This window comes from Burkholderia sp. AU33803 (assembly GCF_002223095.1).
Lineage (GTDB): Bacteria > Pseudomonadota > Gammaproteobacteria > Burkholderiales > Burkholderiaceae > Burkholderia.
In genome coordinates, this window is sequence record NZ_NKFJ01000006.1 from 2,447,405 (window position 1) to 2,462,743 (window position 15,339).

Consider the following 15,339-nt stretch of genomic DNA (forward strand, 5'->3'; position numbering starts at 1 on the left):
CGTCATCCCGCTCACCTTTTCCCCGGAGAATCCATGCTTGGACGCTTCCTCCCCGTCGAAAACCGCTTCTTCGACCTGTTCGACACGCATGCGCAGCACATCGTCCTCGCCGCGTGCGAGGTTCAGATGCTCCTCGACAATCTCGACGATGCCGAGCTGGCCATGGCCAACGTCCAGACCACCGAACGAACCGGCGACAAGCTCGCACACGATGCGATCGACCTGCTGCACAAGACGTTCATCACACCGCTCGATCGCGACGAGATCCACAAGCTCGTCACGACGATGGACGACATCCTCGACCTGATGGAGGACGTCGCGACCACCGTCGTGGTCTACGACCTGAAGTCGGTCACCGAGGAGGCCAGCGAACTCGCGGACATCGTCGTGCAGTCGGCGCTGCAGACGCAGATCGCGGTCAACCTGCTGTCCGACATGAAAGAGTCGGCGCAGATCCTCAAGGCATGCGAAGAGATCGACGCGCTCGAGACCCGCGCCGACCGCGTGCTGCGATCGGCGATCTCGAAACTCTTTCGCGACGACATCGACGTGAAGACGCTCATCAAGCTGAAGGGCGTCTACGACCTGCTCGAACGGATCACCGACAAATTCGAGGATGTCGCGAACATCGTCGAAGGCATCGTGCTGGAAAACGCCTGAGCGAATCAACAAGATGCATTCGATACAACTCGCCCTCTGGATGGTCGCGGCACTCGTGCTCGTCGCGCTCGTATTCGACTTCATGAACGGCTTTCACGACGCGGCGAATTCGATCGCCACCGTCGTGTCGACCGGGGTGCTGAAGCCCCAGCAGGCCGTCGTGTTCGCGGCCGCGTTCAACGTGATCGCGTACTTCATCTTCCACCTGAAAGTCGCCCAGACCGTCGGTAAAGGCACGATCGACCCCGAGATCGTCGACCACTACGTCATCTTCGGCGCGCTGGTCGGTGCGATCGGCTGGAACGTGATCACGTGGTACTACGGGATCCCGTCGAGCTCGTCGCACGCGCTGATCGGTGGCCTCGTCGGCGCGGCGCTCGCCAAGTCGGGCTGGAGCTCGCTGAACATCGACGGGCTGCTGAAGACGATCGCGTTCATCTTCATCTCGCCGCTGCTCGGCTTCATCCTCGGCTCGCTGTTCATGCTCGGCGTGTCGTGGCTGTATTTCCGTACCGCGCCCAGCAAGGTCGACCGGCGCTTCCGCCGGTTGCAGCTGCTGTCGGCCGGGCTGTACAGCCTTGGCCACGGGGGCAACGACGCGCAGAAGACCATCGGCATCATCTGGATGCTGCTGATCGCGTCGGGCTATGCGTCGGCGACCGCCGATGCGCCGCCGGCGTGGGTAATCGGCGCGTGCTACCTGTCGATGGGCCTCGGCACGCTGTTCGGCGGCTGGCGCATCGTGCGCACGATGGGCCAGAAGATCACGAAACTCAAGCCGGTCGGCGGTTTCTGTGCGGAAACGGGTGGGGCGATGACGCTGTTCCTTGCGTCGTTCCTCGGCATTCCGGTGTCGACCACGCATACGATCACCGGCGCGATCGTCGGTGTCGGCGCGACGCAGAAGCTGTCGGCCGTGCGCTGGGGCGTGGCCGGCAACATCGTGTGGGCATGGGTGCTGACGCTGCCTGCGGCCGCGTTGTTCGCAGCCGGCGGATGGTGGCTCGGTCACCGGATCTTCTGATTGCTTCGACGCGACCGTATGCGTGACGCAGGACGCGTGATGCACCCCACGTCACGCATCGCGCTCGAGCGACTTCATGTTCGTGAGCTGGGGAAACAACCGCATCCACGTGAGCGCGACCGCAATCGTCGCGGCGCCGCCCACGACGATCGCCGCGGGCGCGCCCCACCATGCGGCCGTCACGCCCGACTCGAATTCGCCGAGCTGGTTCGACGTACCGATGAACAGCGAATTGACCGCGCTCACGCGCCCGAGCATGTCGTCGGGCGTGCGCAGTTGCACGAGCGACAGCCGCACGACGACGCTGACGACGTCCGACGCGCCGAGCGCGGCCAGCGCCACGAGCGACAGCGCGAAGTGCCGCGACAACCCGAACACGATCGTCGCGATGCCGAATGCGATCACGCCGCCGAACATCGCGCGGCCCGGCCGCCCCTTCAGCGGGAACCGCGTGAGCCACAGCGTGCCCGCGAGCGCGCCGACCGCGGGCGCCGCGCGCAGCGCACCGAGCCCCCACGGGCCGACCTGCAGGATGTCGCGCGCGTAGATCGGCAGCAGCGCGGTTGCGCCACCGAACAGCACCGCGAACAGGTCGAGCGACAGCGCGCCGAGAATCGCCGGCTCGCGCCGGATGAACGCGATCCCCGAAAACACCGAGCGCAGCGTGACCGGCTCGCGGGCGGGCGGCGCACTGCGCAGCGGAATCGTGCCGCTCAGGACCGCCGCGATCGCGAAGGCGACGACGCTCGTGCCGAACGCCGCGGGCGCGCCCACGCCATACAGCAGGCCGCCGAATGCGGGCCCGAGGATCTGCGCGGCCTGGTTCGCCGATGTCGACAGCGCGGTTGCGCGCGGCAGGTCAGTGCGCGGCACGACGGCCGGCAGCAGCGACGACACCGACGGCGACTCGAACGCGCGGGCCGTGCCGACGATCGCCGCGAGCGCGTAGACGGCCGGTGCGGCCAGCCACCCTTGCGTGGCGCCGAGCAGAAACACGCCGGCGGCCAGCGCCTCGACGCCCTGGCAGATCGTCGCGATGCGCCGGCGATCGTAGCGGTCGGCCACCTGCCCGACGACGAGCGTCAGCGCGAACATCGGCACGAACTGCGCGAGACCGACGAGGCCCAGCGCGAATGCACTGTGCGTGAGCGCGTAGACGTACCAGCCGATGGCAACCGACAGGATCTGGAACGCCAGGGAAGACATGACGCGCGTGCCCCAGAAACGCTGGAACGGGACATGGCGGAACAGGTTGGCGGGTAACGGGGATAAAGGACTAGGGTCGGGCACGGAGTCGGTCATCGAGGTCTCGGCAGGCGGCGCTGCGCGCCGGTACCGTTCGAGAAACGACGGCGCACGCCGACGCGTGCGCGCGACAACGGTGCCGACGCGGCCAAAGCGCGATGATATGCCAACCGCGGAAAACCGGCCGCAGGCGTGAGTGCCGACGATTCCAGTGGCCATGTCGAGCGCGGCCGCCGGGTGGATGCCTGGCTACAGGATCTTTCGATACAGGCGGCCCGCGCGCTTTACTGCGGCGGGCCGCCTGTATCGCTCGAATCCGTCGCGAAGCCGAACACGCGTTGCCCTTCCGGCGTGTCCTCGACTCTCCAGCCCTCGGCGCTCAACGCTGCCCGGATCCGGTCGGCCTGCGCCCAGTCCTTGTCCGCCCTCGCGCGCTCACGCTCACAGAGCAACCCGCGGACATGTTCCGGAACGTCGAACGCAACCGGCCGCCATTCGCGCAACCCGAGACCCAGCACGGCATCGAAGCTGTCGACGGTCGCTTTCAGGGTGGCCGGCGGCAGGTTGCTCCTGACCAGGTCCCACAGCGCCGCGAGCGCCCTCGGCAGATTCAGGTCCTCGTTCACTTCGGCATCGAATCGCGCGGCGAAATCCGCGTCGACGCGCCCGCCGTCCGGCCAGCCGGCATGGAGGTGCCTGAGCCGATTCAGCGCGGTGTGCGCCGCGTCGAGCGACGCCCAGGTGAAATGGAGCTTGCTTCGATAGTGGGCCGTCAGGCACAGGTAGCGGTACGCGAGCGGATCGACACCGCGGGTCTGCAAGGTCTGCAGACGAACGAAATCGCCGCTCGACTTCGACATCTTCGTATCGGCGTCGAGCGTCAGGAAGTGCCCGTGCATCCAGTAGTTCGCGAGCTGCGTGCCGTGGGCCGCCCGCGTCTGCGCGATCTCGTTGCTGTGATGCACGGCGATATGATCCTCGCCGCCGCAATGGATATCGAACAACGTCCCGAGATACTTCGCCGACATCGCCGAGCATTCGATATGCCAACCCGGAAAGCCGCGCCCCCACGGGCTGTCCCATTCCATTTGCCGCTTGACGTCGGCCGGGCTGAACTTCCACAACGCGAAATCCGTGATGCTCCGCTTCCCGCCCAGCGCCACCCGCTTGCCCGCCTGCAACCCCGCGCGGTCCAGCCGCGCGAGATACCCGTAGTCGTCCTGCCGACTGGTGTCGAAGTAAAGGCCGTCGTCCGTCCGATAGACGTAGCCGCCCCGGTCGAGCGTCTCGATGAACGCGATCTGTTCGGCGATGTGATCGGTGGCGCGGCACCACACCGTCGGCTCGAGCAGGTTGAGCGCGCGCCAGTCGCGCACGAACGCCTCGGTGTAGCGCCGCGCGATGGCCCATGCCGATTCGCCGGTCCGACGGCTGCCCTTCTCCATCTTGTCTTCGCCTTCGTCCGCATCCGACGTCAGGTGGCCGACGTCGGTGATATTGACGACGTGTCGGACCGCGTAGCCGTTGCGCGCCAGTACACGGCGCAGGAGATCCTCGAACACGTAGGTTCTCAGGTTGCCGATGTGGGCGTCGTCGTAAACCGTCGGGCCGCAGCAATACATGCCGACCTGCCCGGCCCGGATAGGCGTGAAGGGGCGCACGGTACGCGACCAGGTGTCATACAGCGCAAGCGGCATCGAGTTTCTCCGTCCCGAAGGGGTGGGCCCAAAAACAAAAAGGCCGCCTGTCTTGCATCACAGGCGGCCGGAAGGCGATTGCTTGAATGTTTAGCGAATGCGCTAAACGCAACTTCCCCCTGGCATGTTCTGACAACATGCACGGATGAACGAGGAGAGGGAAAGGGCGCGATTCAGCATGTGGACGATGCTAGCGCCTATAGACGGCAATGGTCAATACCATCCGACCGCTGTTCCCCGGGCGGTGGCCACGCTGACGGCACGGGCCGGACGGCTTTCGTGCCCGGTCACGCCCGGCAAAAAAAGCGCGAACCGAGGTTCGCGCCAAAGAGAGACCGCTCGCTGAAGACGTCGCTGCCCCACCCCATCCCGCTCAGAACGAATGCCGCATCCCGATCCGCACGTCGGCTTGCGTCTGCGTCGTCGACGGCGTGAAGCTGTAGCCGACCACCGCATCGACGCCTTGCGACGCGCGCAGGTAATCGCCGGAGATGTAGATGTCGGTGCACTTCGACAGCAGGTAGTGCAGGCCGGCCGTGCCCTGGTTCCAGTGGTGGCCTTCGAAGCGCGTGTGCTGGTAGCCCGCGATGAGGCTCAGCGCCGGCGTGAACTGGTACAGGCCGCCGCCTTCGTACACCTGCATGTGCGACGACTGGCCGAAGCCCTTGATCGTCGTGTACGAGTAGTTGGCGTCGAGCGTCAGCTTGCCGATCGTGTAGCTGGTGCCGACGCCGAACGTGCCCTGGCTGTCGACGTCCATCGCGGTGTTCGCGAACAGGTCGGTGCGTGCGCCGGTCGCCGGATCGACGGTGACGGTCTGCTGGCCGAGGAACGTGTGCGTGCCGATCATCGCGTACGGGTCGAACGCATAGATGCCGTTCGGGTTGTTCAGGCGCGTGTACGCGGCGCCGATCGAGAAATCGCCCTTCGTGAAGCTCGCGCCCGCGCTCCACGCGCTGTTGCGATGGAAGTTGCCCGCGACGTTGCCGAACGAGTACATCGCGCCGAACTTGAAGCCGCTGAGATCGTTCGACAGGAACTTCACCGAGTTCGGCAGGCGGTCGCCGTTGAAGCGGTCGAAGTCGCCCTGGTGGATCGCATAGCCGCTGCCCCACGCGGAGATGTTGTAGATCGATACGAGCTCGTTCGTGATGTCGAGCTGGTTACCGAACGACAGCGTGCCCCAGTCGTTCTGCAGGCCGACATACGCCTGGCGGCCGAATTCCGCGCCGCCGAAACCGAGTTGCCCGTTGCCGAGGTGGAAGCCGCTCTCGAGCGTGAACACGGCCTTCAGGCCGCCGCCCAGGTCTTCGGTGCCCTTGAGGCCGAAGCGGTTTCCGTAGGCGACGCCGTCGTCGAACTTGACCACGTGCGAACCGCCCGTGTTGTTCACGTACGTGATGCCCGCGTCGAGAATCCCGTACAGCGTCACGCTGCTTTGCGCATGCCCAATGGCGGGAATACAGGCCGCGCATGCAAGCGCGGCGGCTACGGCAACTTTCTTTTGCTTCATTGTCGACCACCCTCCCTGAACCGTTCGATGGATAGAATCTCGTCCCGGCGCGTGCCGCGATGCGCCGGTGGATTCCAATTCAGACCGCCCCGCTGGCTTCGGCATTTCGTTTTCCGCAATAACGCAGCCATTGGCGAAAAATACAAACCCATATTTCCGGTCACCCGTCTGAAGGCGACACCAAATGGTCACGATGCGACGGATCGGGAAAATACGTAGACAGGCGGCACGGTCAAAACCGGCCGCCCGGAGGGAGGGAATCAGCGCCCGTCGAGGGCGGCGCGCACGGCCGGCAGGCCCGGGGCGCCGGCCGCCGTCGTCACGCCGTCGAGCCAGCCGGCGACCAGCGCGGGCTCGGCCTTCAGCGCATGCTGCGCCGCGAGCGCGGGCGACGTCTTGTGGTCGAGCATGTCGGCGATCATCCGGTTCTCGACGTCGACGGAGAACGTCATCTGCCGGAACAGCCGCGCGAGGTTCGTGCACTGGCCGGCGAACCCGGCACGCGTGACCGTGTTGACCGTCGCGCCGCCGTAGTTCGGACCGAAATACGCATCGCCGCCCGACAGATACGTCAGATGGAACTTCGTGTTCATCAGATGCGGCTCCCACGCGAGAAACACGATCCAGCGCTTGTCGCGCACCGCGCGCTCGACCTGCGTCAGCATGCCCGTCTCGCTCGATTCGACGAGCGACCAGTTCGCGGACCCGAGCACGTGGTCGGACAGCATCCGCTTGATGTTCTGGTTCGCGGGCGCGCCGGGCTCGATCCCGTAGATCTTGCCGCCGAAGCGGTCCGCATAGCGCGCGAGATCGGCGAACGTATGCACGCCGGCGGCCGCCACGTAATCGGGCACCGCGAGCGTGAACTTCGCGCCGCTCAGGTTCGCGTGCAGCACGTCGATCGATTTCTCGTCGACGAACGGCTTCACGAGCGGCGCCTGCGCGGGCATCCAGTTGCCGAGGAACACGTCGACCTGCCCTTTCTTGAGCCCCTGGTACGTGATCGGCACCGACAGGTTCGCCACGTCCTGCCGATAGCCGAGCGCCTTCAGCACGACGCCCGCCATCGCGTTCGTCGCGTCGATGTCGGTCCAGCCGGGCGCCGCCATCTTCACGTCGCTGCAAGTCTGCGGGTCGGCCGCATGCGCGGCTTGCGTCGTCATCAGGCACGCGGCGGCGGCGAGCGCCGCGCCGATCCTTCGGATTGCTGCATTGCGTTGCCGTTTCATGGTTCGCTTCCTCCGTCGTTCTTCAATGATCGCGATGCGGTACGCTCAGCGCCCGACTCGCGGAAACCGCGCCATTGCCTCGAGCGTGTCGAGTTCGATGTGATTGCGCATGTAGCGCTGGCTCGCGTCGGTGAACGGCTGCCAGTCCCACGCCTGGATGCGGCCCTGCGTCGTGGCCGCGTAATGGAAGCGCCGGCGCCGCTGGCTCGCGCGCACCTGACGGTCCAGCTCCGGCAGGTTCCAGCGCCGCGCGGCTTGCGCGCGGAACGCGGCGAGCACGTCGGCCGCTTCCGGCGCGCCGGCCAGGTTCGTCAGCTCGCGCGGATCGTCCGACAGGTTGTATAGCTGGTCGGGATCGAGCGGGCAATGCACGTACTTCCAGTCGCCGCTGCGGATCATCACGACCGGTGCGACCGCGCCTTCCGCCAGGTATTCGCCGAGCGCGACGTCGTGCGTCGGCGTGCCGTGCAGGTGCGGCACGAGGCTCGCGCCGTCGACCGGATCGGGCCAGCCGCCGGCCGGCGCGACGCCGGCGAGGTCGACGAGCGTCGGCAGCAGGTCGACGTGCGACACGGGCCCGCGCACGCGCGCGGCGTCGAAACGGCCCGGCGCATGCACGATCAGCGGCACGCGGCAGCCGCCTTCGAAGAACGTCATCTTGTACCAGAGCCCGCGTTCGCCAAGCATGTCGCCGTGGTCGGACGTGACGATCACGATCGTATCGTCGGCGAATCCGCACTGTTCGAGCGCGGTCAGCACGCTGCCGAACTGCGTGTCGACATAGGATGTCGCGCCGTAGTAAGCGCGGCGCGCGGCGCGGATCTGCGCATCGGTGGGCGGCGTGCGGTCGTTCTCGCAGACGAAGCGCAGCCGCTGCGAATGCGGATCGCTTTCCGCTGCATCGAGCCGCACGGCCGGCATGTCGATTTCATCGTCGCTGTACAGATCCCAGTAGTCGCGCGTAATCGCATACGGGTCGTGCGGATGGGTCAGCGACACGACCATGCAGAACGGCCGCGCATCGTGCCCGGCCGCGCGCTCGCGCGCGACGTCGTACAGCTTCTGCTTCGCCGCGAACGTGACTTCGTCGTCGAAATCGAGCTGGTTCGTGCGCACGCACGGGCCGGCCTCCAGCACCGAACTCATGTTGTGATACCAGCTCGGCCGCTCGGTCGGGCTGTCCCAGTCGGGCACCCAGCCGAAATCGGCCGGATAGATGTCGGTCGTGAGGCGCTCCTCGAAGCCGTGCAGCTGGTCGGGCCCGCAGAAATGCATCTTGCCGGACAGCATCGTCCGGTAGCCGCCCGCGCGCAGGTAGTGCGCAAAGGTCAGCGTTTGCGCCGGCAATTCGGCGGCGTTATCGTAGGCGCCGATCCCCGACGGCAGCTTGCCCGTCAGCAGCGAGAAACGCGACGGCGCGCACAGCGGGCTCGCGCAGTACGCGGCGTCGAACACCACGCCTTGCGCGGCGAGTCGGTCCAGCGTCGGCGTGCGCGCGACGCGATTGCCGTAGGCCGGCAGCGCGAACGGCGTGAGCTGGTCGGCCATCAGGATCAGGATGTTGGGAGTCGGGTTCGTCATCGGCTGTCGTGGGGAAAACGGTGTTCGAATGGAGCGGCGCGCCGCTCGCGCAGCGGGACGTCCGGCATGACGGAAGCAGCTCGGCGAAAGTGCCGCACGGGCGGGCCGCGCTGGCTAGAATCGCGGAATGCGTGGCGCGGTGCCCGTGAAGCAGGCTTAGAAGCGGGCTTTGAAGCAGGCCGCGAAGCGCAGGTACCGCACCGTCCGAAGCACTATCCCCTACCCGAATTCGCGCGGGTAGGTGTCCGGCCCTTATGGGGCCATTAGAGAGACTTATGTCGAAATCCGAACCGTTACCGTCGATGCAGGCGCTGCGCGCGTTCGAATCGGCCGCCCGGCTCGCGAGCTTCACGGCCGCCGCGCGCGAGCTCGGCTCCACCCAGCCGGCCGTGAGCCAGCAGGTGTTCCAGCTCGAAGCCGAACTGGGCGTGCCGCTGTTCGAGCGCAGCCCGCGCGGCGTCACGCTGACGGCCGACGGCGAGTGCCTGTACGAAGCCGTGCGGATGAGCCTCGACACGCTGCGCGGCGCGACCGCGACCCTGCGTGCGCGCCGCGAGCACGGTGCGCTCACGATCGTTACCGACTTCGGCTTCGCGACCTACTGGCTGATGCCGCGCCTGGCCGGGCTGAAGCGCGTGATGCCGGATGTCGACGTGCGCGTCGTCACGTCACAGGATTACGACGCGCAGCGCGACCATGGCGACATCGCGATCCTGTTCGGCGACGGCCACTGGCCGTCGTGCACCGCCGCACGGCTCTTTCCGGAATCGGTCACGCCCGTCTGCTCGCCCGCGTTCCGCGACGCGCACCCGCACGTCGCGCGGGCCGAGCACTTGCTGGCCCTGCCGCTGCTGCACGTGCAGCCGACGCGCCCCGAGCGCTGGCTGTCGTGGTCCGGCTGGTTCGACGCGCACGGCCTCGATACGGCCGCCGCCGCGCGCGGCGTGACCTTCAACAGCTACGCGCTCGTGATCCATGCGGCGCTGCTCGGCGAAGGCGTCGCGCTCGGCTGGTCGCCGCTCGTCGACGAACTCGTCGCGTCGGGGCAGCTCGTGAAGCCCGTCGACACGCCGGTCGTCACGTCGCGCGGCTACTTCCTGGTGCGGCCGCCGCAACGGCCCGAGCCGGACGCGACCCACGTGTTCCGGCGCTGGCTGCTCGACGCGTGCGCGAGCGCGTGACGGGCGCAGCGCGCCCCCGCGCGCTGGCGCGCCGATACCAGCCACACGGCGCGTTGGTTCTATCCGCCCCGAAATCGTCCTGATTTACTTGAGCCTCCCGCTACCCGTGCGGCGCGGCGCCTTCGTGCGCCGCCGCACGGCCATGCGCCCATGCCATCCGAGGAGTCTCATGACCGCCGAGCACCGCCCCGATCAATTCGTCCTGACACTGTCGTGCCCGAGCGCGGCCGGCCAGGTCGCCGCCGTCGTCGGCTTTCTCGATCGCCATCGCTGTTATGTCGATGCGCTGAACGTGTTCGACGACGATCTCAGCAACCGCTTCTTCGTGCGCTGCGTCTTTCATCCGACGGATGAAACGCTGCAGATCGATGCGCTGCGCCACGAATTCGCACCGATCGCAGCCAGCCTCGGTGGCGAGCAGGGCGACATGCAGTGGGCGATCCACGACGTGAACGCGCGGCCCAAGGTGCTGATCATGGTGTCGAAGCTCGAGCACTGCCTCGCGGACCTGCTGTTCCGCTGGCGGATGGGCGAGCTGAAGATGGACATCGTCGGCATCGTGTCGAACCATCCCGACTTCGAGCCGCTCGCCGCGCAGCACGGGCTGCCGTTCCGCCACTTCCCGATCACGGCCGAGACGAAGGCGCAGCAGGAGGCGCAGTGGCTCGACTTCTTCGAATCGAGCGGCGCCGAACTCGTGATCCTCGCGCGCTACATGCAGGTGCTGTCGCAGGAGACGAGCGCGAAGCTCGCGAACCGCGCGATCAACATCCATCATTCGTTCCTGCCCGGCTTCAAGGGCGCTAAGCCGTATCACCAGGCGCATGCGCGCGGCGTGAAGCTGATCGGCGCGACCGCGCACTTTGTCACCGACGATCTCGACGAAGGCCCGATCATCGAGCAGGTCGTCGAGCGCGTCGATCATGCGCTGCGGCCGGAGCAGTTGCTTGCGGTGGGGCGTGATGTCGAATCGCTGACGCTTGCGCGCGCGGTGAAGGCGTTCATCGAGCGGCGCGTGTTCCTGAACGGGGATCGGACGGTGGTGTTTTCGTAAGCGAAAAGGCGTCGCGTTCGACACGCGGCAGAAACGAGAAAGGCTCGACGGGTAGGTACCGGCCGAGCCTTTTTTGTTCTCGCGTTGCGCGCGATGCGCCACGCGACGCTCCGTGTGCGGTTTTCGGAGCCGCCGCGCGCCGCAACGCGTGCGTTACCGCATCACTTCACCCAAGCAAAGTAATACGACAACCAGATCGTGAGCCCCGCGCCAATCAGCGCAACGTAAGGCATCAGATTCAGCCACATCGCACGCTTCGGCACTTCGAGTTCCATGTCGCGCTGCATCTGCGCGGGGAACCGGCCGCGATCCTGCCAGTAGTGGCGGAACAGGAACACCGGCACGATCAGCAGCATCGCGATCAGCCCATTGCGCAGCGTGCCCTCGCCCTGCAGGTTCGCGCCTGCACCGACATACACCAGGTTCGCGTAACCGCAGATCGCACCGCCGACGAGCAGCCACGTCGGACAGCGGAACGGCCGATCCCAGTTGCCGCGATCCATCCGGTGGATCCAGCCCGACTGAAGATTCAGGAATACGAACAGCATGTAGCAGACGTTCGAGATCGACAGCACCGTCATGTAGTCCGACATCATCAGCAACACGAGGTTGAAGCCGAGATCGGTCCACATCGCGCGCGTGGGCGAGCCGTGCTCGTTCACGTGCGACAGGTACTTCGGCAGCCAGCCGTCGACCGATGCCTGGTACAGCGTGCGCGACGAGCCCATCATCGACGTCATCACGATCAGCAGGATCGACAGCATCAGCATCACGACCACCGCATTCGCAACCCATGCACCGCCGCCGACGATCTTCGCCATCGCAGCCGCGACGCCGGTGCCGTCGCCGATCGACGGATCGAGCATCGCCTGCGTGCCGAGCGCGCCCTGGAACGCCATCGGCACGAGCGTCATCACGACGAGGCACAGTGCGCCCGACCAGAAGATCGCCTTGGCGGTATCGCGACGCGGGTCACGGAATTCACGCGTGTAGCAGACGGCCGTCTCGAAGCCGTACGACGCCCAGCCGGCCATGAACATCGCACCGAGCGCCATCGTGACCCCTTGCCCGTTCCACGAGCCGAACGTCGCGGCCGTGAGATTGCCGTGCGCGTCGTGACCGAGCGGCAGCAGCGGGAGCAGGTTCGACATCGGCACGTCGCCCGTGATGAACGGCACGATGCCGACGATCAACAGCGGCGTGAGCGATGCGATGCCGAGAATGCGCTGCGTACGCGCAGCCTTCGACGCACCGCTGTGTTGAAGCTTGAACGTGATGAGAAGCAGGATCGTCGCGATGATGAACGTCGCATTGATCCGCAGGGACAGACCGGGCTTGATGAACCCGAGATCCGCAACCTTGAGCTGCCAGTGCAGCACCGCCGCGTCGGCGGGAAAGAGACTCGTGAGCGCATAGCTCGCCGCGAGGCCGCAGCCGAGCGCAAGCATCGGCGACCACGCGAGCCAGTTGCACCACACGGAAACCGGGGCAATCAGCTTGCTGTAACGGACCCAGCCGATCGCGCCATACACGGACGCGCCGCCCGATTTATGGGGAAATAGCCCCGATATTTCCGCATAAGTCGCGCTTTGAACCAGCCCCATCGTGATCGCGGCGATCCAGATCGCCCACGCGGGCTGGCCGATCGTCGCGCATACGCCGCCGATCGTGAACAGCACGCCTGCCGGCACGCCGCTCGTTACCCAAAAAGCGTCTTTCCAAGTCAGGCCACGATGCAGCGTGTGGCCCGGCGAATCATGTGAGATGGTTGCCTCAACATCACTGGTGCGATTCGCACGCAGTCCTGCTTGACTCATCCAATTCCTCCTGTGATGACTCCGCACAAGGGCGCTAGTGTAACAACTTACGCTCTTTTCTGCAGAATCAAAAAAATAATTCCGGGATAAGGTCGCGTCGCAGTGCGATTATTTCGCATTACTACCGACCCTTCCCGGACTGTCTCTTCATCTATTTATCGAGGCGATTCACTGCCGGCTTACTGCACGCCTTCCGTCCACGCATTCACACGATCCGCGTGCGCGGCGATCCACGCATCGGCTGCCGCTTCCGGCTTCGAGCCGTTCTGGATCGCCAGCATCACGCTGTCGATTTCACCCGGCTTCCACTGGAATTTCTTCAGGAACGCGACCACCGGCTTCGCCTTCGTTTCGAGCCCCGGATTCACGACGCTGTCGACGTGCTCCGCGCCGCCGAACACCTTCTTCGGATCCTCGAGGAAGCGCAGCTTCCACTTCGCGAACATCCAGTGCGGCGCCCAGCCCGTCACGATGACCGGCTTGCTCGCATTGACCGAACGCGACAGCTCGGCCGTCATCGCGCTGCCCGAACTCGGCATCAGCGTGTAGTTCAGCCCGTAGCTCTTGATCGCGTCGTCGGTCTTGCGCATCACGCCGGCACCGGCATCGATGCCGACGATCCGGCCGCCGAAGCTGCCCTTCTCCGCGTTCAGGTCGTCGATGCTCTTCGCCTTCACGTACGCAGGCACGATCAGGCCGATCTTTGCATCCGGGAAATTCGCGCCGAGGTCGACGACCTTGGCCTTGTATTCATCCCAGTACGAGCCGTGCGTGACCGGCAGCCACGCGGACAGCGTCGCATCGAGATCGCCGCGCGCGACGCCCTGCCACATGATCCCGGCCGCGACCGGCACGAGCTTCACTTCGTAGCCGAGCTTCTTCTCGATCACGCGCGCCGCGACGTTCGACGTCGCCACGCTGTCGTCCCAGCCTTCGACGTAGCCGATCTTCAGCGTGGGCTTCGTATCGGCAAGTGCGGACGCGCTCAGCGCCACCATGGCCGACAGTGCGCCGGTCCACAACAGTTTTCCGAACAGCTTCATGGTCGATCTCCTTGATATGCGCACCGTGCGCGTTGCCTCTCTAGGTTCTTCAACCACAAATCCGCGGTATCGTTGTTTTCCGACGGATGCTTGTCCGGACGCGACGCGCCCGGACAGCCGATGGCGGGTTGCGACTACTTGTCGATCACGAGATCCGACAGCGGCTTGCTGCAGCACAGCAGCACCATCCCCTGGTCGATCTCGCGCTGGCGGATACCGCCGTTGTGCTTCATTTCGACCTGCCCCGACACGAGCTTCACCTTGCAGGTGCCGCACATGCCCTGCGTGCACGAGGCCGGCAGCCGCACACCCGACTGGCGCGCCGCATCCAGCACGTGCTGCTCCGAGCCGCACGAAATCTCGCGGTTGCTCTTCGCGAAGCTGACCGTGTACTGCTTCGTTTCGGTGCCGGTGTCGGCGCCGTCGGCCAGTGGCGCGAGATCGGCGAGCAGTTCGTCGCTTGCGGTTTCGGCAAGCGTTTCGAACGAGAAGCTTTCCTCGTGATACTGCTTGCGATCGAAGCCGGCTTCGTCGAGCAGGTCGCGCACGGCCTTCATGTACGGCGCGGGGCCGCACGTGAAGATTTCGCGCTCCATGAAATCCGGTGCGATCAGCTTCAGCAGCGGCAGCGTCAGGAAGCCCGTGACGCCCGGCCAGTTGGTGCGTGCACCGACGCGCTCGACGACGAACGACGTGCGGAAGTTCGTGTGGTTCGATGCGATCAGGTCGAGCTCGCGCGCGAAGATGATGTCGTCCGGCGTACGTGCGCTGTGCACGAACAGGATGTCGCGATCCTCGGCGAGATCATGGTGCGCGCGGCTCATCGACATCAGCGGCGTGACGCCCGAGCCGGCCGACAGGAACAGGTACTTGCGCGCCGGATGCCGGGCGCACGTGAATTCGCCGGCCGGGCCGAGCACGCGCACCGCGGCGCCCGGCTGCAGGTTGTCGTGCAGCCAGTTCGACACCTTGCCGCCCGGCACGCGCTTCACCGTGATCGACACCGTGTGCGGCCGCGCGGGCGACGACGAGATCGTGTAGCAGCGGTTGATCGTTTCGCCGTCGATCTCGAGCTCGAGCGTGAGGAACTGCCCGGGCTCGAACGAGAACGAGCGGCCCTGCGGCGAACGGAAGAAGAAACTCTTCACGTCGTGCGTTTCCTGCCGCACGTGGCAGCACACCAGCGTTTCCTCGACGTCGCTCGTCCAGCGCTCGGGAAGGGCGTTCCAGAACGCCGGGCGCGTGACCCGGCTGTCCGTCGGCTCGAAGTTGGCCGCATCTCGCATCATGTCTTG

Annotated in this window: 12 protein-coding genes; 4 read left to right on the forward strand and 8 right to left on the reverse strand. The window is 66.0% G+C overall.

Going from position 1 to position 15,339, the window contains the following annotated elements:
* The first annotated feature begins 33 nt into the window (after window positions 1–33).
* Both CFB41_RS28325 and CFB41_RS28330 read left to right on the forward strand, forming a co-directional pair.
* Window positions 34–660, forward strand: coding sequence for a DUF47 domain-containing protein (locus tag CFB41_RS28325; RefSeq protein ID WP_089441806.1), 627 nt, complete (start codon window positions 34–36; stop codon window positions 658–660).
* A gap of 13 nt (window positions 661–673) precedes the next feature.
* On the forward strand, window positions 674–1,684 hold the full coding sequence (locus CFB41_RS28330; RefSeq protein WP_069586163.1) for an inorganic phosphate transporter: 1,011 nt from the start codon (window positions 674–676) through the stop codon (window positions 1,682–1,684).
* A gap of 51 nt (window positions 1,685–1,735) precedes the next feature.
* On the opposite strand, the gene CFB41_RS28335 is transcribed toward CFB41_RS28330, so the two are convergent.
* From CFB41_RS28335 to betC, 5 genes are all read right to left on the reverse strand, one after another.
* Window positions 1,736–2,986 (reverse strand): MFS transporter, encoded by a 1,251-nt coding sequence (locus CFB41_RS28335; RefSeq protein ID WP_089458739.1) that lies wholly within the window; start codon window positions 2,984–2,986, stop codon window positions 1,736–1,738.
* 227 nt (window positions 2,987–3,213) lie between these two features.
* Window positions 3,214–4,626 carry a cysteine--tRNA ligase gene (gene cysS, locus CFB41_RS28340; RefSeq protein ID WP_089458740.1) on the reverse strand — a complete coding sequence of 471 codons (1,413 nt, stop codon included), beginning with the start codon at window positions 4,624–4,626 and terminating at the stop codon, window positions 3,214–3,216.
* 373 nt (window positions 4,627–4,999) lie between these two features.
* Entirely contained in the window at window positions 5,000–6,139 is a 1,140-nt protein-coding gene (locus CFB41_RS28345; RefSeq protein WP_089458741.1) for a porin, read from the reverse strand.
* 260 nt (window positions 6,140–6,399) lie between these two features.
* Window positions 6,400–7,368: a choline ABC transporter substrate-binding protein gene (gene choX, locus CFB41_RS28350; RefSeq protein ID WP_089458742.1), complete on the reverse strand. Its 969-nt coding sequence runs from the start codon at window positions 7,366–7,368 to the stop codon at window positions 6,400–6,402.
* Window positions 7,369–7,413: 45 nt separating this feature from the next.
* Window positions 7,414–8,949 (reverse strand): choline-sulfatase, encoded by a 1,536-nt coding sequence (betC, locus tag CFB41_RS28355; protein WP_089458743.1) that lies wholly within the window; start codon window positions 8,947–8,949, stop codon window positions 7,414–7,416.
* A 275-nt stretch (window positions 8,950–9,224) separates the two neighbouring features.
* Here betC and CFB41_RS28365 point away from each other — a divergent pair, with 275 nt between their 5' ends.
* A complete protein-coding gene (locus CFB41_RS28365) occupies window positions 9,225–10,130 on the forward strand; it encodes a LysR family transcriptional regulator (protein WP_089458744.1) in 906 nt (301 codons plus the stop codon).
* Between the two features lie 169 nt (window positions 10,131–10,299).
* Window positions 10,300–11,184 carry a formyltetrahydrofolate deformylase gene (gene purU, locus CFB41_RS28370; protein WP_089441781.1) on the forward strand — a complete coding sequence of 295 codons (885 nt, stop codon included), beginning with the start codon at window positions 10,300–10,302 and terminating at the stop codon, window positions 11,182–11,184.
* A 161-nt stretch (window positions 11,185–11,345) separates the two neighbouring features.
* On the opposite strand, the gene CFB41_RS28375 is transcribed toward purU, so the two are convergent.
* From CFB41_RS28375 to CFB41_RS28385, 3 genes are all read right to left on the reverse strand, one after another.
* On the reverse strand, window positions 11,346–13,001 hold the full coding sequence (locus CFB41_RS28375; protein ID WP_089458745.1) for an APC family permease: 1,656 nt from the start codon (window positions 12,999–13,001) through the stop codon (window positions 11,346–11,348).
* 179 nt (window positions 13,002–13,180) lie between these two features.
* Complete coding sequence (locus CFB41_RS28380) at window positions 13,181–14,044, reverse strand: glycine betaine ABC transporter substrate-binding protein (protein ID WP_089426843.1); 864 nt, start codon at window positions 14,042–14,044, stop codon at window positions 13,181–13,183.
* 134 nt (window positions 14,045–14,178) lie between these two features.
* Window positions 14,179–15,333 carry a hybrid-cluster NAD(P)-dependent oxidoreductase gene (locus CFB41_RS28385; RefSeq protein ID WP_089458746.1) on the reverse strand — a complete coding sequence of 385 codons (1,155 nt, stop codon included), beginning with the start codon at window positions 15,331–15,333 and terminating at the stop codon, window positions 14,179–14,181.
* Between the last annotated feature and the right edge of the window lie 6 nt (window positions 15,334–15,339).